This window comes from Cedecea neteri (genome assembly GCF_000758325.1).
Lineage (GTDB): Bacteria > Pseudomonadota > Gammaproteobacteria > Enterobacterales > Enterobacteriaceae > Cedecea > Cedecea neteri_B.
In genome coordinates this window covers 2621638-2647465 of record NZ_CP009459.1, presented here as the reverse complement: position 1 = coordinate 2647465, position 25828 = coordinate 2621638, and the positions used below count along the sequence as shown (strand labels likewise).

Annotated in this window: 28 protein-coding genes and 1 tRNA gene; 13 read left to right on the top strand and 16 right to left on the bottom strand. The window is 55.5% G+C overall.

From position 1 onward, the window contains the following. Positions 1–361 precede the first annotated feature (361 nt). Both putA and LH86_RS12435 read left to right on the top strand, forming a co-directional pair. Entirely contained in the window at positions 362–4324 is a 3963-nt protein-coding gene (gene putA / locus LH86_RS12440; protein ID WP_039301732.1) for a trifunctional transcriptional regulator/proline dehydrogenase/L-glutamate gamma-semialdehyde dehydrogenase, read from the top strand. A gap of 59 nt (positions 4325–4383) precedes the next feature. Continuing rightward, complete coding sequence (locus tag LH86_RS12435; protein WP_039301728.1) at positions 4384–4776, top strand: lysozyme inhibitor LprI family protein; 393 nt, start codon at positions 4384–4386, stop codon at positions 4774–4776. Between the two features lie 6 nt (positions 4777–4782). Here LH86_RS12435 and rutR read toward each other — a convergent pair whose 3' ends face one another. From rutR to LH86_RS22910, 4 genes are all read right to left on the bottom strand, one after another. Beyond that, entirely contained in the window at positions 4783–5424 is a 642-nt protein-coding gene (gene rutR, locus LH86_RS12430; RefSeq protein ID WP_039301724.1) for an HTH-type transcriptional regulator RutR, read from the bottom strand. A 37-nt stretch (positions 5425–5461) separates the two neighbouring features. Further along, complete coding sequence (locus LH86_RS12425; protein ID WP_039301720.1) at positions 5462–6397, bottom strand: DMT family transporter; 936 nt, start codon at positions 6395–6397, stop codon at positions 5462–5464. A gap of 155 nt (positions 6398–6552) precedes the next feature. Continuing rightward, positions 6553–6726 carry a general stress protein gene (locus tag LH86_RS12420; RefSeq protein WP_008455651.1) on the bottom strand — a complete coding sequence of 58 codons (174 nt, stop codon included), beginning with the start codon at positions 6724–6726 and terminating at the stop codon, positions 6553–6555. A gap of 15 nt (positions 6727–6741) precedes the next feature. Then, complete coding sequence (locus LH86_RS22910) at positions 6742–6867, bottom strand: hypothetical protein (RefSeq protein ID WP_269320696.1); 126 nt, start codon at positions 6865–6867, stop codon at positions 6742–6744. Positions 6868–7102: 235 nt separating this feature from the next. Here LH86_RS22910 and wrbA point away from each other — a divergent pair, with 235 nt between their 5' ends. Together wrbA and LH86_RS12410 are read left to right on the top strand one after the other, a co-directional pair. Beyond that, positions 7103–7699 carry an NAD(P)H:quinone oxidoreductase gene (wrbA, locus tag LH86_RS12415; RefSeq protein WP_039301717.1) on the top strand — a complete coding sequence of 199 codons (597 nt, stop codon included), beginning with the start codon at positions 7103–7105 and terminating at the stop codon, positions 7697–7699. Positions 7700–7709: 10 nt separating this feature from the next. After that, a complete protein-coding gene (locus LH86_RS12410) occupies positions 7710–7937 on the top strand; it encodes a YccJ family protein (RefSeq protein ID WP_039301715.1) in 228 nt (75 codons plus the stop codon). Positions 7938–7972: 35 nt separating this feature from the next. On the opposite strand, the gene agp is transcribed toward LH86_RS12410, so the two are convergent. Both agp and LH86_RS12400 read right to left on the bottom strand, forming a co-directional pair. Further along, positions 7973–9217, bottom strand: a complete 1245-nt coding sequence (gene agp / locus LH86_RS12405; RefSeq protein ID WP_039301712.1) for a bifunctional glucose-1-phosphatase/inositol phosphatase — start codon at positions 9215–9217, stop codon at positions 7973–7975. A gap of 94 nt (positions 9218–9311) precedes the next feature. Continuing rightward, the gene (locus LH86_RS12400) at positions 9312–10193 is read right to left on the bottom strand and encodes an HARLDQ motif MBL-fold protein (RefSeq protein WP_039301710.1); all 882 of its coding nucleotides are present in this window, start codon (positions 10191–10193) and stop codon (positions 9312–9314) included. Between the two features lie 74 nt (positions 10194–10267). Here LH86_RS12400 and LH86_RS12395 point away from each other — a divergent pair, with 74 nt between their 5' ends. From LH86_RS12395 to LH86_RS22580, 4 genes are all read left to right on the top strand, one after another. Continuing rightward, positions 10268–11170 carry a LysR family transcriptional regulator gene (locus tag LH86_RS12395; RefSeq protein ID WP_039306149.1) on the top strand — a complete coding sequence of 301 codons (903 nt, stop codon included), beginning with the start codon at positions 10268–10270 and terminating at the stop codon, positions 11168–11170. A gap of 66 nt (positions 11171–11236) precedes the next feature. Then, the gene (locus tag LH86_RS12390; RefSeq protein WP_039301707.1) at positions 11237–11686 is read left to right on the top strand and encodes a winged helix-turn-helix transcriptional regulator; all 450 of its coding nucleotides are present in this window, start codon (positions 11237–11239) and stop codon (positions 11684–11686) included. Between the two features lie 173 nt (positions 11687–11859). Then, positions 11860–12648 carry an SDR family NAD(P)-dependent oxidoreductase gene (locus LH86_RS12385; protein ID WP_039301704.1) on the top strand — a complete coding sequence of 263 codons (789 nt, stop codon included), beginning with the start codon at positions 11860–11862 and terminating at the stop codon, positions 12646–12648. Between the two features lie 98 nt (positions 12649–12746). After that, a complete protein-coding gene (locus LH86_RS22580; protein ID WP_156107025.1) occupies positions 12747–12896 on the top strand; it encodes a hypothetical protein in 150 nt (49 codons plus the stop codon). On the opposite strand, the gene LH86_RS12380 is transcribed toward LH86_RS22580, so the two are convergent. The 6 genes from LH86_RS12380 to folE2 are packed head-to-tail and all read right to left on the bottom strand — an operon-like array spanning position 12893 to position 18521. Then, complete coding sequence (locus tag LH86_RS12380) at positions 12893–14242, bottom strand: dihydroorotase (RefSeq protein WP_039301701.1); 1350 nt, start codon at positions 14240–14242, stop codon at positions 12893–12895. The genes LH86_RS22580 and LH86_RS12380 overlap by 4 nt on opposite strands. Before the next feature lie 31 nt (positions 14243–14273). Next, the gene (locus LH86_RS12375) at positions 14274–15272 is read right to left on the bottom strand and encodes a FecCD family ABC transporter permease (RefSeq protein ID WP_039301698.1); all 999 of its coding nucleotides are present in this window, start codon (positions 15270–15272) and stop codon (positions 14274–14276) included. Next, positions 15272–16222, bottom strand: a complete 951-nt coding sequence (locus LH86_RS12370; RefSeq protein WP_156107067.1) for an ABC transporter substrate-binding protein — start codon at positions 16220–16222, stop codon at positions 15272–15274. Before LH86_RS12370 ends, LH86_RS12375 begins: the two co-directional genes overlap by 1 nt. Before the next feature lie 19 nt (positions 16223–16241). Beyond that, the gene (locus LH86_RS12365; protein WP_039301692.1) at positions 16242–17039 is read right to left on the bottom strand and encodes an ABC transporter ATP-binding protein; all 798 of its coding nucleotides are present in this window, start codon (positions 17037–17039) and stop codon (positions 16242–16244) included. 2 nt (positions 17040–17041) lie between these two features. Further along, positions 17042–17602 carry a carbonate dehydratase gene (locus LH86_RS12360; protein WP_039301689.1) on the bottom strand — a complete coding sequence of 187 codons (561 nt, stop codon included), beginning with the start codon at positions 17600–17602 and terminating at the stop codon, positions 17042–17044. After that, positions 17592–18521, bottom strand: coding sequence for a GTP cyclohydrolase FolE2 (gene folE2, locus LH86_RS12355; protein WP_156107024.1), 930 nt, complete (start codon positions 18519–18521; stop codon positions 17592–17594). The genes LH86_RS12360 and folE2 overlap by 11 nt, the downstream gene beginning before the upstream one ends. A 247-nt stretch (positions 18522–18768) precedes the next feature. Here folE2 and LH86_RS12350 point away from each other — a divergent pair, with 247 nt between their 5' ends. Both LH86_RS12350 and LH86_RS12345 read left to right on the top strand, forming a co-directional pair. Next, on the top strand, positions 18769–19380 hold the full coding sequence (locus LH86_RS12350) for a methylthioribulose 1-phosphate dehydratase (RefSeq protein ID WP_039301684.1): 612 nt from the start codon (positions 18769–18771) through the stop codon (positions 19378–19380). A gap of 127 nt (positions 19381–19507) precedes the next feature. Then, positions 19508–20185 (top strand): hypothetical protein, encoded by a 678-nt coding sequence (locus LH86_RS12345; protein ID WP_039301681.1) that lies wholly within the window; start codon positions 19508–19510, stop codon positions 20183–20185. 83 nt (positions 20186–20268) lie between these two features. Here the strand turns inward: LH86_RS12345 and LH86_RS12340 are convergent, their stop codons facing one another. Then, positions 20269–21156 (bottom strand): LysR family transcriptional regulator, encoded by an 888-nt coding sequence (locus tag LH86_RS12340; protein WP_039306146.1) that lies wholly within the window; start codon positions 21154–21156, stop codon positions 20269–20271. A 145-nt stretch (positions 21157–21301) separates the two neighbouring features. Between LH86_RS12340 and attM the strand changes: the two genes are divergently transcribed. Next, positions 21302–22084, top strand: a complete 783-nt coding sequence (gene attM, locus LH86_RS12335; protein ID WP_039301678.1) for an AttM family quorum-quenching N-acyl homoserine lactonase — start codon at positions 21302–21304, stop codon at positions 22082–22084. Between the two features lies 1 nt (position 22085). Here attM and LH86_RS12330 read toward each other — a convergent pair whose 3' ends face one another. Both LH86_RS12330 and LH86_RS12325 read right to left on the bottom strand, forming a co-directional pair. Further along, positions 22086–23273: a sensor histidine kinase gene (locus LH86_RS12330; RefSeq protein ID WP_039301675.1), complete on the bottom strand. Its 1188-nt coding sequence runs from the start codon at positions 23271–23273 to the stop codon at positions 22086–22088. Continuing rightward, positions 23270–23968, bottom strand: a complete 699-nt coding sequence (locus tag LH86_RS12325; RefSeq protein WP_039301671.1) for a response regulator — start codon at positions 23966–23968, stop codon at positions 23270–23272. Before LH86_RS12325 ends, LH86_RS12330 begins: the two co-directional genes overlap by 4 nt. Before the next feature lie 125 nt (positions 23969–24093). Here LH86_RS12325 and LH86_RS12320 point away from each other — a divergent pair, with 125 nt between their 5' ends. Next, positions 24094–24882, top strand: a complete 789-nt coding sequence (locus tag LH86_RS12320) for a MipA/OmpV family protein (protein WP_039301667.1) — start codon at positions 24094–24096, stop codon at positions 24880–24882. Between the two features lie 359 nt (positions 24883–25241). Further along, on the top strand, positions 25242–25580 hold the full coding sequence (locus tag LH86_RS12315) for a helix-turn-helix domain-containing protein (protein WP_039301664.1): 339 nt from the start codon (positions 25242–25244) through the stop codon (positions 25578–25580). Positions 25581–25660: 80 nt separating this feature from the next. On the opposite strand, the gene LH86_RS12310 is transcribed toward LH86_RS12315, so the two are convergent. Continuing rightward, positions 25661–25748: transfer RNA gene (locus tag LH86_RS12310), tRNA-Ser, on the bottom strand. Positions 25749–25828 lie beyond the last annotated feature (80 nt).

The window sequence follows — 25828 nt, the reverse complement described above, 5'->3', positions numbered from 1 at the left end:
GCTGTGTTGTTATCGTGATGTAATGGGGAATGCATCCTGCCGGAACCCTTTATTTTTCACAAATGATTTAACACGGCATTTACATCGTTTGCATCCGGGTTAGGTAAGCATTTTTCACCAGGTTGCACTCACTCACACTTTTGGCGGTTGCACCTTCTAAAAATGTTAACTTCATCAATAAATCTAGCGTTCCGCTGACTACCCCGTCAGACGAATTTCTTATCTTACTGGTAACAAATCACCTTTTTTGCGAGCCCGTCATCGGCTTTTATTTAACAAGGTTGCACAAAGTTGCAACTTCATAGATATTGCTGGCTAACAAAGCACAACCCCAAATAATCCTTAACCTGGAGACTGTCGTATGGGCACCACCACGATGGGCGTAAAACTGGATGAAGCGACGCGCGACCGCATTAAAGAAGCCGCCTCGCGCATTGACCGCACCCCACACTGGCTGATTAAGCAGGCGATTTTTAATTATCTCGAGCGCCTGGAAAGCAGCGATGAGTTGCCTGAGCTGCCAGCCCTGCTGGCCGGGGCGGCCAATGAGAGCGAAGAATCTCCGGTGCAGCCTGAAGAAGTGGCGCAGCCGTTCCTCGACTTTGCCGAGCAAATCCTGCCGCAGTCCGTCAGCCGGGCCGCGATTACCGCCGCGTGGCGTCGCCCTGAAACCGACGCAGTCCCGATGATCCTTGAGCAGGCGCGCCTGGCCCCGGCAATCGCCGAGCAGACGCAGAAGCTGGCTTATCAGTTGGCCGACAAGTTGCGTAACCAGAAAACGGCTTCAGGCCGCGCGGGCATGGTTCAGAGCCTGCTGCAGGAGTTCTCGTTGTCTTCCCTGGAGGGCGTGGCGCTGATGTGCCTCGCCGAAGCGCTGCTGCGTATCCCGGATAAAGCCACCCGCGACGCGCTGATCCGCGACAAAATCAGCAACGGCAACTGGCACTCGCACATTGGCCGCAGCCCGTCGCTGTTCGTGAACGCTGCAACCTGGGGCCTGCTGTTTACCGGCCGCCTGGTGTCCACCCATAACGAAGCGAGTCTTTCCCGCTCCCTGAACCGCATCATCAGCAAAAGCGGTGAGCCGCTGGTGCGTAAAGGCGTGGACATGGCGATGCGCCTGATGGGCGAGCAGTTCGTGACCGGGGAAACCATCGCCGAAGCGCTGGCTAACGCCCGCAAGCTGGAAGAAAAAGGTTTCCGTTATTCCTACGACATGCTGGGTGAAGCTGCGCTGACCGCCGCCGACGCACAGGCCTATATGGTTTCCTACCAGCAGGCGATTCACGCCATCGGTAAAGCGTCCAACGGCCGCGGTATTTATGAAGGCCCGGGTATTTCCATCAAGCTTTCCGCCCTGCACCCACGTTACAGCCGTGCGCAGTACGACCGCGTGATGGAAGAGCTGTACCCACGCCTGAAGTCCCTCACGTTACTGGCTCGCCAGTATGACGTTGGCATTAACATTGACGCCGAAGAGGCCGACCGCCTGGAGATCTCCCTCGATCTGCTGGAAAAACTCTGTTTTGAACCTGAGCTGGCGGGCTGGAACGGCATCGGCTTTGTTATTCAGGCCTATCAAAAACGCTGCCCGTTTGTAATTGATTACCTGGTTGATCTGGCCACCCGCAGCCGTCGCCGCCTGATGATTCGCCTGGTCAAAGGCGCCTACTGGGACAGCGAAATCAAACGCGCCCAGGTCGACGGCCTGGAAGGTTACCCGGTCTACACCCGCAAGGTGTACACCGACATCTCCTACCTCGCCTGCGCCAAAAAACTGCTGGCCGTGCCGAACCTGATCTACCCACAGTTTGCGACCCACAACGCCCACACGCTGGCCGCGATTTATAACCTGGCCGGGCAGAACTATTACCCGGGCCAGTACGAGTTCCAGTGTCTGCACGGCATGGGCGAACCGCTGTATGAGCAGGTGGTAGGGAAAATTGCCGACGGCAAACTGAACCGTCCTTGCCGTATCTATGCGCCGGTGGGTACGCACGAAACGCTGCTGGCTTACCTGGTGCGTCGCCTGCTGGAAAACGGCGCCAACACCTCTTTCGTCAACCGGATTGCCGACGCCACCCTGCCGCTGGACGACCTGGTTGCCGACCCGGTGAGCGCGGTGGAAGCCATGGCCGCCAAAGAAGGCCAGCCAGGATTACCGCATCCTAAAATCGCCCTGCCAAAAGCGCTTTACGGAGCGGAACGCACCAACTCCAGTGGCCTTGATTTAGCCAACGAACATCGCCTGGCGTCTCTTTCTTCCGCCCTGCTGAACAGCGCCGCGCAGAAATGGCAGGCCACGCCTGTGCTGGAGCAGCCGGTTGTTGAAGGCGAATTAACGCCGGTGAAAAACCCGGCTGAGCCAACCGACGTTGTGGGTTACACCCGCGAAGCCACGAGCGAAGAGGTTTCCCTCGCGCTTGAGAATGCCGTCAACCACGCGCCAATCTGGTTTGCCACCCCGCCGCAGGAGCGTGCCGCTATTCTCGAACGCGCCGCCGTGATGATGGATAGCCGAATGCAGCAGCTGATCGGCATCCTCGTGCGCGAAGCGGGTAAAACCTTCAGCAACGCGATTGCCGAAGTGCGTGAAGCGGTGGACTTCCTGCACTATTACGCCGGCCAGGTGCGTGACGACTTCGATAATGAAACGCATCGTCCTCTTGGCCCGGTGGTCTGTATCAGCCCGTGGAACTTCCCGCTGGCTATCTTTACCGGCCAGATTGCTGCCGCACTTGCCGCCGGGAACAGCGTCCTGGCCAAACCTGCGGAACAAACCCCGCTAATTGCCGCTCAGGGCGTGGCTATCCTGCTTGAAGCTGGCGTGCCTGCTGGCGTACTCCAGCTATTGCCTGGCCGCGGTGAAACCGTCGGGGCCCAGCTCACGGGCGACCCGAGCGTGCGCGGCGTGATGTTCACCGGCTCAACCGAAGTCGCGTCTCTGCTGCAGCGTAATATCGCAGACCGCCTCGATCCTCAGGGCCGCCCAACGCCGCTGATTGCGGAAACCGGCGGCCTCAACGCGATGATCGTGGACTCCTCCGCGCTAACCGAGCAGGTTGTGGTGGACGTGGTTTCTTCCGCCTTCGACAGCGCCGGGCAGCGCTGCTCTGCCCTGCGCGTACTCTGCCTGCAGGAAGACGTGGCTGACCACACGCTGCAAATGCTGCGTGGTGCCATGGCGGAATGCCGCATGGGTAACCCTGGCCGTCTCACCACCGACATCGGGCCGGTGATTGACGCTGAAGCGCAGCAGAATATTGAAAAGCACATCCAGGCGATGCGCGCCAAAGGCCGCACCGTGTTCCAGGCCGTGCGTGAAAACAGCGTGGACGCGCGCGAATGGCAGTCCGGCACGTTTGTCGCGCCAACCCTTATCGAGCTGGAAAGCTTCGACGAGATGAAGAAAGAAGTGTTCGGCCCGGTGCTGCATGTAGTGCGTTACAGCCGCAACAATCTTGAATCGCTAATTAAGCAGATCAATGCCGCAGGCTATGGCCTGACGCTCGGCGTGCATACCCGTATCGACGAGACGATTGCCCAGGTCACCGGCTCCGCTCACGTCGGCAACATGTATGTTAACCGCAACATGGTCGGTGCCGTGGTTGGCGTTCAGCCATTCGGCGGCGAAGGCCTGTCCGGAACCGGTCCTAAAGCAGGTGGTCCGCTGTACCTGTACCGCCTGCTGGCGAGCCGCCCGGAAAATGCGCTGCAAACCACCTTCAACCGCCACGATGCGGAAACCCCGGTGGATGCTTCCCTGAAGAGCGATCTGCAGATTGCCCATCAGGCACTCAGCGAGTGGGCGGCCAACCGCGAAGAGCTGAAAGCCGTTTGCCAGCAGTTTGGCGAGCTGGCGCAAAGCGGGACGCTGCGTGTGCTGCCTGGCCCAACCGGGGAGCGCAACACCTACGCCCTGCTGCCGCGTGAACGCATCCTTTGCGTCGCCGACGATGAGCGCGATGCGCTAGTGCAGCTGGCGGCGGTCACCAGCGTGGGCAGCCGTGCGCTGTGGGCGGATGACAGCCTGCATCGCGACCTGGCGAAGCAGTTGCCTAAAGCCGTGCAGCAGCAGGTTGATTTTGCCAAGCCGGAAGATCTGCTGAAGCAGCCGTTTGAGGCGGTGATTTACCACGGCGACTCCGACCAGCTACGCAAACTTTGCGAAGCCGTCGCGGCTCGCTCCGGGGCAATTGTTTCGGTTCAGGGCTTCGCGCGCGGGGAAAGTAACATCCTGCTCGAGCGTCTCTACGTGGAGCGTTCGCTGAGCGTGAACACCGCTGCCGCGGGCGGCAACGCCAGTCTGATGACAATCGGTTAACACTCCGCTACCCTACGAGGGCTCTCATTTGAGAGCCCTTTTTATTTGAGGACACCAGAATGAAACGCGTGTGTTTACTTGCTGTTGGGCTGCTGCTGAGCGGAGCCGCTATGGCCGATGGCTGTGATTCCGCCGCCACCCAGGCCGATATGAACCAGTGCTATGCCGCAGAGTATAAAAAGCAGGACGAGCGGCTGAATAAAACCTATAAAGAAGTGATGTCCCGGGCAACCGACAAGCAAAAAGATCTGCTCAGGAAAGCGCAGAACGCATGGATAGCCTTCCGCGATGCAGACTGTGATTTTATGAGTTCAGGCGCGGAACAAGGTTCAGTCTACCCGATGGTGCGCGCCAACTGCCTGGCGGATAAAACGCTGGAACGTACCGAACTGCTGAAAGGCACGCTGGAGTGCGAAGAGGGCGACGTGAGTTGCGTCCTGCCCCCTAAGTAAGTGCGATTAACGCACCCGAATCCCCTCAATAATCATCCGCTGCACGTTTTCCACCGTGCGGCGGAAAAAGTCTTCATCCTGCAGCGTATTGCCAGTGACGGCCTCAACCTGGCTGGCAAAATCCGCATAGTGCTGAGTGGTCGCCCAGAGCATAAAAATCAGGTGGTGCGGATCGATCGCCGCCAGTTTGCCGCTGGCGACCCAGCCGGCAATGATCGCCGACTTCTCGTTCACCAGCGCTTTCAGGTCGCCCGTCAGCTCGCCTTTCAGCAAAGGCGCGCCCTGCAGCATCTCCAGGCAAAACAGCTTAGAGGCCTGCGGGTAATCCCTTGAAACTTCAAGCTTGAGGCGAATGTATTCCCCAATCGCCACCAGCGGCTGCAAATCTTCCCTAAAGGCGCGCAGCGGTGCCAGCCAGATATCCAGGATCTGCTTCAGCACCGCGATGTAGAGCGCTTCTTTGGAAGGGTAGTAATAAAGCAGGTTGGTTTTTGACACTTCGGCCCGCTCGGCCACCTGCTCAAGGCTGGTGCCGTGAATGCCGTATTGCGAAAAAAACGCCAGTGCAGCGTCAAGAATGGCCTGTTTTTTGGCGGCGACGGCTTTCGAGCGGCGTCCAGGGGTTTTGATATCAGTGGCGGCGGCCATGCGAGCTCTCCTTTTTTTCGCTGGCCTGAAGTATAGCTCAGACGCCCTCACCTTCGGTATCTTCCTGCCAGTCGCGCTCCGCGTTTGCCGCTTTCTTGCGCTTGAGCTTCAGCTCACTCACCAGCACCCCGAGCACGATCAACGCCCCGCCCACCAGCGCAAGCATCGGGAGGCGCTCACCCGCCATGCGGCCAAAGATCCCCGCCCAAACCGGCTCACCGGTATAAATTACCGTGGCGCGGGTCGGCGACACGCTGCGCTGCGCCCAGTTCATCGTCACCTGAATGATGGCGCTGAAAATCCCCAGCCCCAGGGCAATCACCACCAGCCCTGGGCTGAAATGCGGCACGCTTTCCCCGGCGGGGACCATCGCTGCAAACGACACCAGCGAAGCCGTTGCCAGCTGCACCACGGTCACACGTTTGATATCCACTTTCCCCGCCCAGGCGCTTATAAGGATTATCTCGGCGGCAATCGCCACGGCACCGATTAGCGTAATGATTTCCCCTGCCCCAAGCGAAAGGCTGGTGCCCTCCGGCCCGGCAAGAAAAATCAGGCCAACAAACGCCAGCGCGACGCCAATCCATGACATCAGGCCCGGCATACGACCAAGGCAGATCCACTGCAGGAGCGGCACAACGGGCACGTACATCGCGGTAATAAAGGCGGATTTGCTGCTGGGAATCGTCTGGAGTCCCCAGGTCTGCATGCTGTAGCCGATGGCAATCGCCACGCCGATCATCACCCCCGCTTTGATTTCAAGCCAGGTTAACCCGCGCAGCGATTTCAGCGACAGCAGCCCCACGGCAATGGCGGCGGTGGCAAAGCGCAGACCAACAAAGAAAAACGGGTCGCTCATCGTCATGGCGTACTGCACGGCCAGGAACGTACCGCCCCAGAACATGGTAATGAGGATAAGCAGCGCTTCCTGCGGCTTAACGGAGAATTTATAACGGCTTAATGACGCAGACATGAGGCGGACCGGAAAAATCAGGGTGAAAGTCGAGGGTCTATAGTGCTTCCAGTCACATTTTGTTGCAATGGGAAAATAAAAAACCGCCGGCTAACCGGCGGTTGGGGTAATTTCGGCGCAAGCGTCAATCCGCCGTGCGCTTCACAAAGTCACGGCTATTTATTTTTGCTGCCGTGGCTGTTTTTACCCCCTTTTTGACCAGCTTCTGAGGCGCGCTGCGGATCGTTTTTGAAGTTACCGCCGCTGTGCTGGCCACCTTTACGACCTGCTTCTGATGCTCTTTCACGGTCTTCAGCGAAATTACCTGAACCACCACGATGGTTTGCCATTTCTAACCTCCGGATTTAGGACATCATATTGCATTCAATAAAAGAGAACGCTTTTGCACGCGGCCAGGCGGGCTTGCCGCCAACGTTACCGCGTGGGTCTAAGCTTAGTGCACCGGCGCGGTCGAGCTTCTGTTCAGACATATCCAGAAACATGCCGGTGAGCTTATCTTTTTATCCTGCCAATGCGGCGCTATAAGCTCCTCTTCCACATGGTCAAAAAACAGCCAATAAAATGTTAGCTAATGCTACAGGGTCAAAATTTCATCTGTGCTTGTGATGTATCAAGGAAAGGTCACTCAGGTTTGCACTCTGCGCCACAGGTCATATCTTTAAAGGAGCGCAGTCAAACTGCAGTTCAACTGAGGAGTGAAGCAAGATGGCTAAAGTACTGGTGCTTTATTATTCAATGTATGGACACATCGAAACCATGGCTAAAGCCGTGGCGGAAGGTGCACAGAAAGTCGATGGGGCGGAAGTGACGATAAAGCGCGTGCCCGAAACCATGGCCCCGGAAGCCTTTGCTAAAGCCGGGGGCAAAACCCACACCGCGCCGGTGGCCACGCCGCAGGAACTGGCCGACTACGACGCTATCATCTTCGGTACCCCTACCCGCTTCGGCAATATGGCCGGGCAGATGCGAACCTTCCTCGATCAAACGGGCGGCCTTTGGGCTTCCGGCGCGCTTTACGGCAAACTGGGCAGCGTATTCAGCTCCACTGGCACCGGCGGCGGCCAGGAGCAGACCATCACCTCCACCTGGACCACGCTCGCCCACCACGGGATGGTGATTGTGCCTATCGGCTATGCGGCGCAGGAGCTGTTTGATGTTTCTCAGGTTCGCGGCGGCACGCCTTACGGTGCCACAACTATTGCCGGCGGCGACGGCACACGCCAGCCAAGCCAGGAAGAGCTGGCGATTGCCCGCTACCAGGGCGAGCACGTCGCAGGCCTGGCGGTCAAACTGAAAGGTTAACGGAGGAGTGATGACCACATCACAAGCAAAAGCCCACCACGTTGGCGAGTGGGCAAGTCTACGCCAGACCTCACCAGAAATTGCAGAAGCCATTTTTGAGCTAGCGAAGTATGACGAAAAGCTGGCCGAAAAAATTTGGGAAGAAGGGAGCGATGAAGTGCTGGCGCTCGCCTTTGCTAAAACCGATAAGGATTCGCTCTTCTGGGGTGAACAAACCATCGAGCGTAAAAACGTTTAATCTCTCCGCTGCCCCCTTTCGGGGGCAGCCTCTTCTTACTTCACGGCGTCATTCAGCACTTCGCTAAATTTATCCCATGAGCAGTAGCCGTTGGCGTCCGTCGGGCATCCTTCCAGCTGCAGCGTGACACGCTTTGGCGGGTGCTTCAGGGTTAAGACATCGCCATTACGCAGCTGCTCGGCGCTCTGGTAAACGTATTCCACTTTCAACAGGTCGCGATTTTGGGTCTTATCGTGCCAGCGCTGGAACAGAATATTGCCACCAATCGGGGTGCGCTCGTACTGGCCCGGCAGCTGATAAGGCTTGAACTGCAGCGCGGTCAGCAGCGACGCGATGTTCGAATCATGCCCCACCATCAGCGTCACTTTCGGCCCGGAAGCGGCTTCTTTTGACGTTAACGCATTCTGAATGTATTTCACCAGCGGAGCCGCGACGTTGCGGGCCACTTCCGGGGAAGTAAACAGCGTGTCCTGGTAGCTGTTTTTAAGCTGGGAAAGCACGCGCCACTGTTCCGCCGTTTTGATTTTTCCCCACGCGACCTGGTCCATCGGGAAACCTTCGTAATATTGCAGCGTGAACGCATCGACCAGGGCATTGCCCACCTTCAGAGAACCATTAACGCCAGGCTCCTGAGTCGCATTGGCGCTAAAGACGTCTTTGGGCCCGTTCAGTTCACACTGCTGCTTCTCTTTGCAGGTTGGCGAGTTTTTATAGCCGACAATTTGCTCCAGCAGTTTATAGCTGTCTGCCAGCTTGTATTCGGTGCGCTGTTTTTCCATCGCCTGAACGGCTTTGGCTTTAAACTCCGGCGAGTCGTTGGTGATCACCGGGTTGAACACAGGGTCCATGGTGCCCATTTTTTCCTGGTGATGTACCGGCACATCACAGCCAGGGAAAGCTCCGGTAATGAAGAATTGCGCGGTAGCGACGGTGCGCTGGAGGCTGTTGGCGTAGGCATAAACGCTGTCCGGCGCCGGGCATTCGCCGCTGGTCACCAGATTCTGGCTCGCCAGCCATTCACGCATGTAATGCCCCATATACACTTCCAGCACCCCGCCTTTGGTGGTGAGCTGCCCGCCGGGCACATCCCACTCCGGCCATGCCTGAGCGGTAGACTGCTCAAGCACGCTGCCGTTGTTGGCCAGCGGCGCGCGCAGGTTATGACGGCTCATCAGCAAGACCTGCTGCAGCTGGTAGCCATCCGGCACGGTGTCCGCTTTCGCCAGGCCTGGGGCAAGACAGGCGGCGGCCAGCAATGAGGCAACAATTTTCTTCTTCATTACTTATTCCTCAGGGAGTGATTAATAAAATGTGAAGAATATATTGTGACAGAAAAATGACAGCCGACCTGCCTGGCGGATCGCAAAAGCCCTATTATTCCGTTTGTTGTTTCAGCTGCGCTTCAAAGCGCTGCCGCGAGAGTTCCACATAGCGTTGTAACCCGTCTCTGTCGATAAAGGCGTTGCTATCTCCGGCGGCAAGCCGGGCCTGTTTCTCCGCAAGATCAAAGCGCTCCCCTTTATTCGCCACAAAAATGTCCACTTTGTGCGTGGCAAGCGTAGCGAAGCTTTGGCGAATGTCGTTCACCAGCGTTGGATAGTTTTTATTCGCCACCAGATAATAGTCCGGCGTGGCGAGACTGTCGGCATAGATAAGCGTGTGCCCGCCGGGCAGCGCAAACAGCCATGACGTACTGCCCGGCAGGTGGCCCGGCGTCAGCAGCGCTGTCGCGGTCACGCCGCCCAGTTTTAGCGTCTCGCGGTCATGAATGATTTTATCCGTGGTAACCGCCGGGAAGGGCAGAGCGTCTCCCAGCGCAAAATCCTCTTTGCCTCCCCGCGCCATTTGGTCGGCATTCGCCCTGCTGGCAACCAGCTTCGCCCCGCTCCACTTTTTCAGTTTGGCTATGCCTCCGGCCTGATCGAGCCGGGCATGGCTGTTGAGGATGAAACGTACGTCGCGTATGTCAAAACCCAGAGAAGCAATGTTCTCTTTGATGCCCCCGGCGCTGGCGTCCAGCGCGCCGTCGACGAGAATATGTCCCTCGGGCGTGATAATCAGAATGGACGAGAGATTTTCGGTGCCGACATACCAGACATTGTCTGCCATGCGGAACGGTTTAACCGGTTTGGCCCAGCCTTCAAAAAGCGAATAAGGCGGCGCGGCAGACAGAGGCTGGGCTGGATTTAATGCCGCAGAACTGCTGGCAGAGAAGAGTGAAATCATACAGGTAAACAACAGGCTATAACGGTTCACAGGTGGCTCCTTTTTGTCAGGAGGCGCAGTATACTGCCGGGCAATTTAGCCCGATGCAATTGAGAAATGATATCGTGAATATCCTGCAATTAGACATGAACCTGCTGAAGGTGCTGTACGTGATGTTAATCACCGGCTCAACCAGCCGAACGGCGCAGAAGCTGACGCTCAGCGCGTCTGCCGTCAGCCATGCCCTCTCCCGTCTGCGTGACGCGCTGGGCGATCCGCTTTTTCGTCGGGAAGGCAATGCCCAGGTGCCCACACCTTTCGCCCTCGGCATTAAAGAGCGCCTGATCCCGCTTTTTGTCTCCCTGAATGAAGAATTATTTGGTGAAGAGCACGCCGAAGAGCGCCGCTTCCGTCTGGTTCTGCCCCCGGCGCTAAATGTGTTACTCACGCCGGAACTCGCCCGCAAAGGGCATCAGGCCGGGGCGATCATTGAATGCCTGACGTTTGAACGGCGTGCGTGGCGGGACGAGCTGCTGGAGGGCAGAATAGATTTGCTGATTGCGATTGGCGATCATCAAAAACGCGTCAGCGCCCTGCATTATGAACGCGTAGGCAGCACGCGCCTGATTGCGGTTTTCGGCCAGCCGCTGTCCACCAGACTGAGCGGGCGTAAAGCTCTGGCCTTTGACGAACTGACCCAGTTTGATCATTTCTACTGCCACCCCTGGCCGCAGGACATTAACGAGCTCGATCGCCAACAGGCACGTGCCGGATTAGGACGTCGCCTGGCCTTTACCTGTAGCGACTACGCCCAGCTTGCTCCCGCCCTGCGCAATGCCCCGCTGATGGCAATAGTGCCGGCCCCGTGGTTTGATACCCTGAATGATAAAGCCCAGCTTTTTACGCTGCCGCTGTCGGGCGACCAGGCCATTGGCAACCTTTTTTTTCAGTACCGGACGTCTACCGTGGAATGGAAGCACCGCCTGATAGACAGCCTGCGCCGCACGCTGGCCGCCTGGTATCACTGAAATTACCGCCCAGTCTGCCAGCAAAAAGTTTTATAATAGAACCCGGCAAGCCCATCAGGAGGAATAATGAAACGTAAAAGCCTTGAAGACAGCGTCTGTTCGGTTGCCCGCACGCTGGACGTGATCGGCGACTGGTGGTCGTTGCTGATCGTGCGCGATGCGCTAAACGGCATGTCTCGCTTCGGTGAATTCCAAAAAAATCTCGGCATCGCCAAAAATATGCTGACCGTTCGCCTGAAACAGCTCGTCGATAACGGCATTTTTGAGCTTCGTCCAGCGTCGGACGGCAGCGCCTGGCACGAGTACGTGTTGACGGAAAAAGGCCGGGCGCTACAGACCGTTTTAGCGGCTCTTTCACAATGGGGCTGCGAAAACCTCTACGCTAAAGATGAGACGCGCAGCGTCCTCGTCGACAACCAACAGCATCGCCCTATCCGCAAGCTAACCTTACAGGCTGAAGATGGCCGTGAGCTAAAACCGGAAGAAATCATCACCCAGGCACGCCCTTCCTCCTGACCAATAAGCATCTGTTATTCAGGTGCTTATTAATATCCCCTTTAGCAATTCCTGCGCATAACGAAAAAACACCCTTCACACTGGTTGCATAATAAAACCAATAAATCTACATTCACCTAAAGGTTTCATTATGAAACCAAATTAACGTTAATCTACTTCTTGTGAGGTGTTTTATGGCTAGCTCTCGTTCTATTGCAGTCATTACCGGCGCATCTTCCGGTATTGGTGCGGTTTATGCCGATCGTTTTGCGGCCCGAGGATTTGATCTGCTGCTGGTTGCCCGGCGCGAAGATCGCCTGCGCGATCTCGCTGCGAAGCTGGAAGCACGCCACGGCATAACCGTGACGACGCTAAAAGCCGATCTGGTTAACGACCAGGACATTGCCGTCGTTGAGGAGGCCCTGAAAGATCCGCGCATCAGCGTGCTGGTTAACAACGCGGGCACCGCCCACAGCGCAGCGTTTACTGCCGCCAGAGTGGAGCAGCATCAGGCGCTTATCACGCTGAACATTACGGCGTTAACTCGCCTGAGCCATGCCGCCCTGCTTAATTTCCAGCAAAAGAACAGCGGCACGCTGATCAACATATCGTCGATTCTGGCGGTGGAAAGCTGGGTGGGCAGCGCCGTATACAGCGGCACAAAGGGCTATGTATTGAACCTGACGAAAGTTCTGCAGGCTGAAGCGGCTGGCACCGGCATTCGTATTCAGGTGGTGCTGCCCGCGGCTACGGCGACGGAGATTTGGGATCGCGCGGGCGTGTCGGTGGACTCGCTGCCGGAAGGTGCGGTCATGAAAGTGGATGATTTAGTCGATTCCGCTCTGACCGGGCTGGACAGCGGGGAAGCGGTCACCATCCCGCCATTGCACGATCTAAGCCTGTGGGAAACCTACGCCAGTACGGCGCAGGCGATGTTTGATGCGGCGGGCGTCGGCCAACCTGCCCCACGCTACGGGCGTTAATTGACCAGGGCAGATGTCCATGGCATCTGCCCATCATTTACTGACAGGCCGTCATCTCTAGCTATAATGAGGCAAATTTCTGCCAATATGATGCTGTGATGAAACTGTTTTACTATTCAGCCGCCGGCATGGTTGCCGCGCTGATTGTGCTCTGGGGAGCGCTGATTGTGGACAGCGCCAATATCCTGCAACAAATGTCTGAGCTGATGCATTACATCGAAGATTTGTTCCAACCTCGCGAGCGCTAGCGGTTAAACGCCAGCGCCTGGCCGTAAATCCCCTCGGCAACTGACTCTCCGTCCCAGACGAGGCGCCCGTTCACTAACGTGCTTTCAACCACGCCGCCCTGTAAGGTGTGCCCTTCGAAGGGTGACCAGCCGCATTTGTAGGCAACATTGCGGCTCTCAATGCTGGCGCGTTTCCAGGGGTTGATCACCGCCAGATCGGCCCAGTAACCTTCCCGGATATAGCCGCGATCCTTAATCTGAAAACGCTCGGCTACCGCGTGGCTGGTTTTTCTGACGATAAGTTCAGGCGTGAAAATCCCTCTGGCACACATATCCAGCAACGCAGGCAGCGCGTGTTGTACCAGCGGCAATCCCGACGGAGCCGAGAAATAATCATTCTGCTTTTCTGTCAGCAAATGCGGCGCATGGTCGGTCGCAATAATATCAATCACGCCTGTCTTAACCGCCTGCCATAGCGCCCGCTGGTGTTCCGGGCCCTTCACTGACGGGTTGCACTTCAGCCTGTGCCCCAGCGCAGCGTAATCATCCTGATTGAAATAGAGGTGATGAATACAGGCTTCCGCCGTAATTGTTTTTCTGCGTAAGGCCTCAAGAGTGGGCGCAGGTTCAAACAGCGCCAGCTCATCAGCCGTGGTGATATGCAGCACATGCAGCCGCGTGCCGTGTTTTTTCGCCAGCGCAACCGCCTGGGAAGATGAAAGCAGGCAGGCCTCTACCGAGCGAATGGCCGCGTGTTCTGCAGCCGGGATCTGCTCCCAATGTCGCTCTAACCACAGCGCCTCATTACGTTTGATCGTCGGCGTGTCTTCGCAATGCGTGGCCACCAGCCCCGGCGCATGCTGGAAAATCGCCTCCAGGGTGCGTTCATCATCCACCAGCATGTTGCCGGTGGAGGCCCCCATAAACACTTTTACACCGCAGGCCGCATCGGCTGGCAGCGCCTTAAGTTCTTCCAGATTGTCGTTGGTGGCACCGAAATAGAAACTGTAATTCGCCAGTGAACATTCGGCGGCCCGTTGAAATTTGCCTGCCAGCGCCTGTCTGGTTGTGGTTGGTGGCGAAACGTTGGGCATTTCCATATAGCTGGTGATGCCGCCCATCACCGCCGCGCGCGACTCGCTGGCTATCGTGCCCTTGTGCATCAACCCCGGTTCGCGAAAGTGCACCTGATCGTCAATCATGCCCGGCAGCAGCCATTTCCCGCCAAGATCGAGCACGCTCCACGTTGCACGAGCCGGGATCGCAGCGGCTATTTTTTCAATTCGCCCGTCCACGATGAGCAGGTCGCCCTGGTAACGCCGATCCTCATTCATCATCAGCGCGTTGGTCAGTAACAGCGGTTTCATCAGTCGTTTTCTCCGGCTTAAAAAGGCTGCGCTAGCGTCGGGCAACCATCACAACAATAAACAGCCCGCCAATTCCGGCGGTAATAATGCCGATGGGCAGCTCCTGCGGCGCAACCAGTACCCGGCTGACGAGATCGCCGCCGCACAATAAACAGGCTCCAGCCAGAGCGCACAAAGGCAGCAGCCTGGCGTGCTTAATGGCGGAAAAATGGCGGCAAAGATGCGGTACCATCAGCCCGACAAAGCCAATCACGCCGGTCAGCGATACAAAAATGGCGGTCGAAAAAGCGCAGCACAGAAAAATTTCGGTGCGCAGGCGGTTGACGTTAATGCCCAGTGAAAATGCGGTGCGATCGCCCGCGAGTAATCCGTCCAGCGATCGCCATCTCAGCAGGCAAAACGCGGCCAGCAGCAGCACACCACCCAGCGCAAATTCCAGGTTATCCCACCGCGCCAGCCCCAGGCCGCCGAGCGACCAGAACAAAACCGAGCTGGCTGTGCGCTGGTCACCGGCGAATATCAGGTAGCTGGTTAACGCCCCGAACAAGAAAGAGATAGCCAGCCCGCAAATAATCAGCGTTTCGGCACCCCGCTCGCGCTTGAGCTGGAATAAAGACAGCACCGCAACCGAGGAAAGTAGCCCGCCGCCAAAAGCCGCCGCCGGGAGCGTCCAGCCGCCGAAGAAGTCACCGAAGCGGGTAAAAACCAGCACCGCTCCGGCAGACGCTCCCGAAGAAAGTCCGAACAGAAAAGGATCCGCCAGCTCGTTGCGCGTGGCCGTTTGCAGCAGCGCGCCCACAACCGCCAGCCCCGCGCCGGTCATCAGGGCCAGCAGCGTTCTGGGCAACCGGATGTCCAGCACGATCCCACGAATCATCGGCGAAATATCCGTTACCGTGGGGTGAAGCGCGCTGACCACCTGATGCAGACTGAGCCGGACCGAGCCTTCCGTTAAGCTAAGCGCCGCAAAAAGCAGGGTCAGAAACACCGTCAGGCTTGCGGCCCGGCCATAGCGGGAAGCAATCAACATCACTGTGCCGCGAACAGAACGTGAGCGAGCTTCTCAACCGCGGCGATATTTGCCGGACCCGGCGTCAATTCGGCATACTGCAACTTGAGGTAGCGATGCTGTTTCACCGCCGGAGTAAGCTTCATCAACGGGTGACGCTCAAGGAACTGGCGCAACGAATCCGCGCCCCCGCCGGTCTGGTAATCCAGCAGGATGATGACATCCGGCTCGGTGGCCGCCACGCTTTCCCAGGAGGTGGTACCCCAGCTGGTGTCCAGCCCTTCCATGGCGTTTTTACCGCCAGCGGCCTCGATAATGGCCTGCGGCATGGCGTATTTTCCGCTGGTAAACGGTTTGTCTTCCCCGGAGTCATACACAAAGACTTTCAGCGGCCGTGCGCCCGGCTGCGCTTTGGGGAGGGCCGCCAGCCGCGCTTTCCAGCCATCAACCAGCTTCTGAGCAGCCTCTGCCTTACCAAAAATTTTGCCAAGCGTAAGCTCATCGTTATAGAGCAGATCCAGGGTCGCTTTAGTTTTACTTTCGCCGGAAATCGCGCAGCTTTCGCTGAGCACAAAGGTTTTGATGCCGTATCTGGCAAGGCTTTGGGGGGTGACGTCGCCCCCCACTTTCATGCCGTAATTCCAGCCCGCAAAGAAGAAATCTGGCTCAGCGGCCAGCAGCGTTTCAAGCGAGGGATACTTGGGCGCAAGTTCGGGGATCGTCCCCATTTGCCGCTTAAATTCGGGCGTCATTTTGTACCAGCCGGAGATGCCGGTCAGGCCCACAATCTGCGGTTGCAAATCCAGAGCAAAAGCCATCTCCGACATATTCAGGTCGTTGATTACCGCCCGCTTTGGTGCTTCGGTAAAGACAATGGGTTTACCGCAGCTCTCAATGGTCACCGGGAAGCCGGAGGCAAACGCAGCAGAAGAAACAAAGGCCAGCCAGAAGCCGGTAGCGATTTTTAACATCATAGCGATCCCTGAAAATTTACCGTGGGCGTGAAGGTTCAAAGAAACGGACTCGCCTGCCTTGCTGACCTGGATGGTCAACGGTAAAGCTGTCGAGGCCGAAAACGGGGCGGAGGGTTTCAGTATTCAGCGCGGCATCGGGCACGTTAAAAGCCTGCTGTTGCCCCGCCGACAAAATAAGGACTTTGTTGGCAAACCCTTCGATTAAGTTGAGATCGTGCAGGACGGCGATAACCGTTGTGCCACGAGCTTTCACCAGCGCCAGCAGCTCTTCCCGTGCCGCCAGGTCCAGATGGTTAGTCGGCTCATCCAGCAACAGCAGCCGGGAAGTCTGCGCCAGCGTTCGCGCCAGAATCGCCCGCTGCCTTTCCCCGCCGGACAGACAGGCCAGCGATTTATGCCGCAGCCCGAGCACCCCTACCTCTTTCATCGCCCCACAAACAATGCAGCGGTGTTCTGGCTCGGGCATATCACGGGCAAACGGGAGCCTGCCTAACGCGACATAATCCTCAATGGAGAGACGCAAATCTGGGAGATCGTTTTGCGACATGACCGCCACGAGCTTTGCCCGCAGCAGTGGGTTGAGCTTATTTAAAGGGCGGCCCGCAAGCGTTATCTCCCCTTCGGCCCTTAGCTCCTGGCTCAGCGCCCGCAACAGCGACGTTTTGCCGCTGCCGTTTGGCCCAATCACGCTGAGCCGCTCGCCTTTTCGCAGCTGAAAATTAATCGCCACCGGCCAGGATGTGCCCTGCGGACGGACAATCGCCCGCAGGGAAACGCTAAGCTCGGGTGCTGGCTCTGCGGAGGAAAAAAGCATACTCAGAACTCGTTGCGCAGCAGCTGGTAGCCTTCCACCAGCTTGACGTTGGTGTTGGCCACCTCTTCAGAAAACTGCACCGAAGCGGGGTCAACCCGGGAATATTGGGTTAAATCAGAGTCTGGCCCCACGCGCTCGGTGGACGGAATATAGGTTTGCTTCGGCAGTGTCACCCCATCCACCACCGCGTTGTAGCGAATGACGCAGCCGGTTTGTACGTGGCAGTTAAACAGCACGCTGTTAAAGCCGATAAACACCCGCTCGTCGACCCGGCAAGGGCCGTGCACGATAGCCCGGTGCGCAATCGACGTGCCGCTGCCAATGGTCACCGGCGCCCCGCTTTTGGAGTGAATAACCACCCCGTCCTGAATATTCGAATGGGAATGGATCACGATAGGATCCATGTCCCCTTCGGCGTTCAGCTCATCGGCGCGGATCACCGCATAAGGCCCGACATAAACATAGTCATGAATAATGACCCGGCCACAAATGACCGCCGTGGGGTCGATGTACGCTTTGGGAGAGACCTGCGGCAGATGGCCTGAAGGGTTTTTACGCAACATGGTGATTTCCTGTCCAGTGAATACGGGCCACCGCGTTGTGCGCATGGAGGCTTTCCTGATGCTCAACGCGGAGGGCAAAAGCGGCGCTAAAAGGCGCGTCCAGCATCGCCTTGTTCAGGCGGCGGGCAGCGTCTTCGCAAAACATCAAATTTTGGCCGTTGGCATGGGCAAAGGCCTGCTCGTCGCTGCGTTTGACCACCGTCTGCACCGCCGTCCCAAGCGCGGCCTCACAGCGATCGATAACCGCCAGAAACGGCAGCGTGGCAACATCCGGCTTCAGCTGGCAGCTAACCCACGCCCAGCTTCTCTGGCTGTGGGGCGTGCCCGGCATGCCCTTCTCGCCCAGCCAGGCCAGCATTTCTTCGACGGACACGCCACCATGTCGCGAGCCAAAGTCCCGCTGAAACTGCTGCTGTGCGAGGTTACGGCTAAGTGCCGCCGAGGCCGGACAGGTAGAGGAATATGGGATTCCCACCCGGACCGTGACGGCAAAAGCCTTCCCCAGCTCAGCCAGAATACGGATGGGGTAAGCCTTCCAGCCAAAGTGGTTTGAGGTTAAAGATTTGCGGGACAGTAGAAGTTCGCCGGTGATTTCCACGCTGGCGCGGTCGCTACTGCGTTGATGAGAAACCAAAAACTCTCCCAGTAAATGGCGCAATACCGCAGGCGTAATTTCGCCCTGAGTTAGCGCATCCAGCAGCAGATACAGCCGGGACATATGAATGCCCTTTTCCGTTTCCGGCGTACTGAGAAGGTTGATGCCGGCGCTGACTTTCGCCGTCAGAGGGCGACCCGCCACTTCCACCGGAAGATCGATTTGCTCCATGCCGACCCAGGACAGGGCCGTATCGAATTCGGAGCTTGTGAGTGATTGAATATCAGGCAGCTTTTTGGGGCATAACATTGGGGTGACTGTCATATCGCGCATCGTCTAACTTTGGATTTGTTACGTTATAACATAACAAATTCAGTTTATGCAAAGCGACGTTTCACCCAAAAGCGAAACAGCCTGGTCACAGGAGAAAACTCGGTGAAAAACCGCGGATTGACTCGATATATTTTATAGCCCGGCAAGTGTTGCCCGTGTATTCACACAATGATAGCATCATGTAAACAGCCATTTAGACGGCTAGACCGTTAAACTAAAAAGCATTGAGGAATACCGTATGTGGCAAGAAAGGCTCGCGCAGTTGGTCACCACCTGTCATTGGATTGGCGCTAAAGGCTGGGCTCCGGCTACCGGCGGCAATATGTCCATTCGCCAGGATGCTGAGTGGTGCTGGCTAAGTGAATCCGGGCGCGACAAAGGCAGCCTCACCAGCGAGGATTTCCTGCAGGTAGACATTGCCACTAATCAGGCCCCGTCGGGGCGTAAATCCTCCGCCGAAACCGGGCTGCACACGCTGGTTTATCGTCTCTTCCCTGAGGCTAACGTCGTGCTTCACGTCCACACCGTGAACGCCACCGTGCTGTCACGAATTGAGAAAGGCCCGGCGCTAAACATCAGCGGCTATGAAATGCAAAAAACCCTGACCGGCCAGCAGACGCACCTTGATACGGTGCCCATTGCCATTTTTGATAACGATCAGGACATCGATGCGCTGGCAAAACGCATTGAACAGCATGCCGAACAGACTCCGCTTAATTATGGTTTCCTGCTGCGTGGTCACGGCCTGACCTGCTGGGGCAAAGACGTCGCCGAAGCGCGCCGCCAGCTTGAAGGGCTCGAATTCCTGTTTGAATGCGAAATGCAGCGTCGCCTTTACGAGCGCGATTAATTCTAAAGTTTCCTTTTAGCTGGCCGTTAACTTTACGGCAAATAATCTCATTTCACTCCGTGTAACAAAGCTTAAAACATTGTATTCGTCCCACGGAGTGGAGCCAGCTATAGAAAAAGGAATCTCTTTGAGTATTAAAACAATAACCACCGGCGTACTTTCTATTACTTTATTAGCCGGATGCGCTTCCCCAAAAAAACCGGATACAGTAAAAGCTAATAATGGCAGCACACTCGATGTTTCCTCTACTTTTGCGCAGGTGGAAATAAATAATAATCATTATCCGGACACTACCCTGCGCTTAGTTTCCCCGGCGCATTCTGGCGCTGGTATGGGACTCGCTGTTTTAGGCGCGGTATTAGGCGGTGGTGTCAGCACCAATTCCTTTGACAAAGATAGCTATAAGGGAAACTCGATAGACGCGATGCCGGAGCCTACAGCGCGATATTTGACGCCGAAGGCAGAAGGCAAAATTCGTGAGTGGCTTGATAAGCAAAGTGGAAACTACAGCTATAAAGAACCTTTAGTGATAGCGGCCTCGCGCTGGTCGCTGGTGTATACCGACATGTCCGCCAGCAACAGCAACTATGACTTAACGTATCGCGTGTTGTTCTACAAACGTCCTGAAGGGGGAAGTATGTTTAGCTCATTTGTCACTGCTGAATGTTCGCCATCAATTAAAACAGCCCCTCTGGCCGACTGGCAGGCAAATAATTATCAGAAAGTCACCGAAGAAACACAGAAAATGATGGATGCATGCGTGCTTGAACTGGAAAACCAACTCCCTCGCCTGTTAAAAAAATAGTCCCTTAGTTTAGATAAAAATAGCGTCGTTCATATTTTTGGGTGACGCGTTCTATTCTACCTTCATACTGTTTATCTGAGAATTTACACCACAATCTCTTGTAAAGCTTCTGCGAGTGTCCCTTTCAAAAAAGCAACGCAGGCGCTGACTTCGCGGGAGGCTTTATTGATCGGTGGATACAGCAAAAATGCGCTAAACGGCGGTACGGTGTATTCCGGCAGCAGCGCGACAAGCTGGTCGTTTTTCAGCGCTGGTTGACACACTTGGTACTGCAACACGCCGAGCGCTTCACCTGCCATCAGAAACGTGTAGAGCGGCCGCCAGTGATTGGCGCTGAACACCACGTTCAGCCGGGTGCTAACAATCTGGTTATGTTGCGAAATAAGCGGCAGTCGGTTGTCGTTAAACAGGCCGGATACCCGCGCAAAAGCATGGTGAATCAGGTCGTCGGGGGAAGCTGGCGTACCGTTTCGCGCCAGATAATCTGGTGAAGCCACCAGCACCCGCCGCACATTACCCAGTGGATACGCCACAAAATCGCCCTCACCCGGATCACCAAGCCTGAACGAAATATCAACGCCTTCCGTCACTGGATCGACAACACGATCGTTCAGTACCAGTTCAATATTCAGATCGGGATGGTTTGCTCTCAGCCTTAACAAGGCTGGCATCAGGACTTCTTCACCCGCACCATAAGGTGCAGCGATGCGAATCAGCCCTTTTAGTCCCGTTCGCTCATCCACAACTGCCAGCGCAAGGTCTGCCGCAGAGATCGCCACTTTACTGCGTTCATAGAATAGCGCCCCGCTGTCGGTCAGGGACATTCGACGCGTGTTTCGCCGCAGCAGACGGGTGCCAAGATGAGCTTCCAGCCGCTCTATCCTCTCACTCACCGCCGGCTGTCCGATGCCGATATCGCGCGCGGCGGCGGACATACTGCCCCGCTCCACCACCCGCACATAAATTCGCATTGCCGCCAGAAGATCCATGGTTCTGAGTATATCGGTTTATCCGATAGATGAAAGCAGCAACAGAGACCTACCGCGCCAGTGCAATTTTCATAAAACTGGCCGCTTAAGGCGTTATCAAATGCTCTTATTAATCAGGAATATCATCATGACAGAGATCAGGTTTTATCTTTTCCAGTCCGGCACTCAGCGCTGTAAGTATCACGATATCAGGATGAATCAGGGTGAAGGGAAACACTATGAAATCCCTGTCCCCTGGTTTCTTCTGACTCATCCTCAAGGCCACACGATTATTGACGGTGGGCTGGCGGTGGAAGGCCTGGCCGATCCTCGGACCTATTGGGGAGAGACGGTCGAACATTATCAGCCATTCATGACGGAAGAACAGGGATGCGTGGCGCAGCTGGGTGCGCTGGGCATTGAGCCGGAAGACATTCGCTATGTATTACTTTCTCACCTGCACTCTGACCACACCGGCGCGATTGGCCGCTTCCCCAATGCCTTACATATCGTGCAACGACAGGAATACGACTATGCCTTTCAGCCGGACTGGTTCACCGCAGGCGCCTATTGCCGCAAGGATTTTGCCCGCCCGAATCTGAACTGGCAGTTATTGGATGAGGACGGTTTTGATTTACACGGCGACGGAACGCTGCGCTGCATCTCAACGCCGGGGCACTCTCCAGGCCACCAGTCATTCCTGGTCACACTCGCCAGCGGCCAGGCCTTCACGCTGGCGATTGATGCGGCCTATACGTTGGATCATTTTTATGACCGTGCGCTTCCGGGCTTGATGACCTCGGCCAGCGAAGCGGCGCGTTCGGTGGCAAAATTGAGACACCTGACCGAGTGCAACGGGGCAAGGTTAATTCCTGGCCACGACCCCGACGCCTGGCCGCAGTTTACTCTGGCACCGGCGTGGTACGAGTAAGTCAGGTTTCATCTTCGCTGAGCAACACGGGCAAATTTATCGTCATCAGCAACCCGCCTTCGGCAGGCAAACTGGCGCGGATATCCCCCCGGTGCGCGTGACATATTTCTCTGGCGATAGAAAGCCCCAGCCCGCTGCCGCCGGAATCCCTTGCCCGCGAACGTTCCCCGCGGGTGAAACGCTCAAAAATATGAGGCAAATAATCCCCGGCGACACCGGGCCCGGTATCAAGAAACTGGATTTCAATACCCTGCTTAAGATGGCGAAAGCGAATGGACATGCGATCGCCTCTGCTGCAATAGCGAAGCATGTTCTCAATGATGATGGTAAAGACCTGCCCCAGGCGGGCTTCATCTCCCGAATAATAGAATTCATCTTTCACTTCAACTGAGACGGACATTCCGGCCGCTTCCAGCTGGGGTTTAAGCCATGCGATCCTCTCGTTCAGGACTTCAGAAAGCGAGAATACACCGTGCTGGAGCGAGAGTTGCCCCGCGCTCGCCAGGGAAAGGAAATGCAAATCATCGGTCAGGTGGCTGAGGTTTTTGAGCTGCGTCATCACCATATTCAGCTGTTTTTCATCTGCCGGAAACACATGGTCGATCATGCCCTGCAGCCGCCCCATCGCGGCGGTGAGCGGTGAGCGCAGTTCATGTGCGGCCGCAACGTGCGCGGCCTTGAGTTCGCGTTCGTACAGCGCCAGTTGGCTAATCATTTTATTGAAGTTGCTGGCAAAGCGAGTCACCTCCGCCGGACATTCATCCACCCGTTTTGCCTGTTGATTGAAATCCCCCTGGGCCACTATCTCCGCTACGTCCGTCAGGCTGCGAAACTGTGCGGCAAGCGGACGCGTGGCTCGTAAACAGCTGACGATCACAAACGGGGTCGCCATAGAAATAAAGATAAACAGCCATCCCCAGTTGAGAGAGCTGATGGAAGGCGTGCTGTATTCAATTCCCCAGCGAGAGTCCACAATTTCATGAAAACGGACAATGTCTAAGTCAGGATTCGCCCGCAGCGTTAAAAACTCCTGGTAAGCGGCAGGCGACATATGATGTACCACCCAGTAATACTGAACCGCGTAGATGCTCCACATCGCCAGCACGATGAAAAACAGTACGCTGACGGCCACCACGATGATACGAATCGATATCCACAGCAGGAGTGATTTGCTCTTTTTGTTTTTCATGGTTTGCAGAACCTGTAGCCAATGCCGCGCACGTTCAGAATGAGATTATCAACTCCCGCCGCCTCAAGCTTTTTCCTTAAGTTATAGACATGCGTGTCCACCACTCGCTCCAGAGCGTCGCTTTCCGGGAGGCACTCTTCGAGCAAAAACTGGCGGCTGAGCGGCCTCGTCGAGGCACGCATTAGCGTTTTCAAAATAGAAAACTCGGTGAGCGTTAAGTCCAGGCGAAGGGGAGAAAGGCCCTCATGCAACACCTGCGCCGCCAAATTGGTGACATCAACCTCCAGTGGACCCCAGCGTAAAACATCCTCTGCAGGGAGTTGGTTGGCCTGGCTGCGCCTGAGCACGGCCTGCACCCTGGCCATGACTTCGCCGGGATTGTAGGGCTTGACCACATAATCATCGGCGCCATAACGTAAAGCGCCGATCTTGTCATAGGGTTCGCCCATGGCGGTGATCATGATGACCGGCGTATTGCCCTTTCGCCTGACGGCCGCAAGGATTTCCGTACCGTTCATCCCGGGGAGCATGACGTCCAGCAAAATAAGATCGGGCTTCCAGGTTACCACCGTGTTCATACCTGCCAGGCCATCCCCTACCACCGAAACGCTATAGCCTTCGCGTTTAAGATAGGCCTCTAACACATTTGCCGCATCGGCGTCGTCTTCAATCACCAGGACCCGTTTATTTTTCATTAAATGTTACCTTGACAGTTTCTTCACAAATCCCTGGTCGTTCATTGATAAGCCCTCAGCATAATCCTTTTACTGACCGAGTTAAGTATGCACAAAAATATAAACACCTGACGATGAGAATCATTATGTTAACGAAGAAAAGCACAAAATACATAATTGCACCGCTGATAATCTCCAGTATTTCATCATCGTATGCAAGTGAATTTAACTCTGATGAAACTATGACAACCTTTGGCCTTGGCGCTATATCCTCGCCGCGATACAGCGGAGCTAATGAACAAAGCGCAAGTGTTATTCCATTGATACATATTCAGAAGAACAATATATTTTTTGATTCCATGAATGGGCTTGGCATTCATCTTCAAAGTGATAATGGCTTATATTTCGAGCCAACATTAGGCTACGATGCAGGCCGCACGGATAAAAATTCAGGCTGGCGAAAAGGTTCAAATAAACTTAAAGGCATGGGGGATATCTCGTCTACGGTCAATTCTGGCATTGCGCTTGGCTGGGCAGTCGCCCCCTGGCTGGTTTTAGAAGGTAAAACAACGCTGCCGTTAAATGATGGTCAGGGCGTATCTTATTCCACAGCAATTAATTACATTCCTGTTATGAACGAAGATAATTCGCTAACATTTCAGGCCAGCGCGTTATTCGGTGATGCTCGTTACATAAATACCTGGTATGGGGTCAACGAACAGCAACACAGCCGTTCAGGTTTCTCACGCTACAGCAGCGCCGGCGGGTTTTACGGCACGGACACCAGCCTGACGCTGACCCATCAGTTCAGCGAACACTGGGGAGGCTTGTTTAGCCTGAGCTATGCCTGGCTTGATAAGAAGGCCTCTAACAGCCCCATCGTCATGAGAAAAGACGGTACGACCGGTCTGCTTGCCATCAATTATACTTTCTGATCGCTTATGCCATCGCGTGTTCATTAAAAAAGCTGACCGAAGCACAGTTATGAAGTTCGCTCTTATTATGATATTCATCTTCATGGCATTCCCCCCTTCAACGGGAATCCATAATGTTAGAGCGTGCCTGTACGAAAAGGGTGATTTTAACATCTGCAATAACACATACGTTAAAATCATGTATTCAAAACACCATCCGAAATCACCCTTACATAATAACAACATCAAGCATTGTCATTCAGATAAAACAAAAAGCCTCGATCGCTATATTTTATCCTGCCAGCTTAGAAATTTCATTAAGTCGCTACTGCAGCGTTAAACGCGTAACAAAGCATTCACTAACACTGAGAGATATCAGCATGAAAATTTCCGCCAAAGTCATAGAAACCATCACCGGCTGGATAGACAATAATATTCATCGTCGATTACGAATAGAGGATGTTGCTCGCTATTCTGGCTACTCTAAATGGCACTTCCAGAGAATTTTTTTATATTATAAAGGCGAAAGTATTGGCCGATACATCAGAATCAGAAAATTACAGCTGGCGGCACAAGATCTCAAAAACACTCAGGAGCGAATCGTCGATATTTCGGTAAAGTACGGCTTTGACTCACAGCAGAGCTTTAACCGGCTGTTTACCCGCAGCTTTAAGATGTCGCCAGGAACTTACAGGAAAGTTAAAGGTGTACGGGGATGATGTACAAAGCCTTTACTTGCGGCGCGCTGCTTCAGCACCAAAGCAAAAGGGGCTGCCTTTCGGCAACCCCTTGTAAATGTTGGCGGAAGCGCAGAGATTCGAACTCTGGAACCCTTTCGGGTCGCCGGTTTTCAAGACCGGTGCCTTCAACCGCTCGGCCACACTTCCAACGAGGCGAACTATAAACATACCCATACTTCATGTAAAGCACGATTTTGTTCAATCGCCTGAAATTTCATCATATTTGT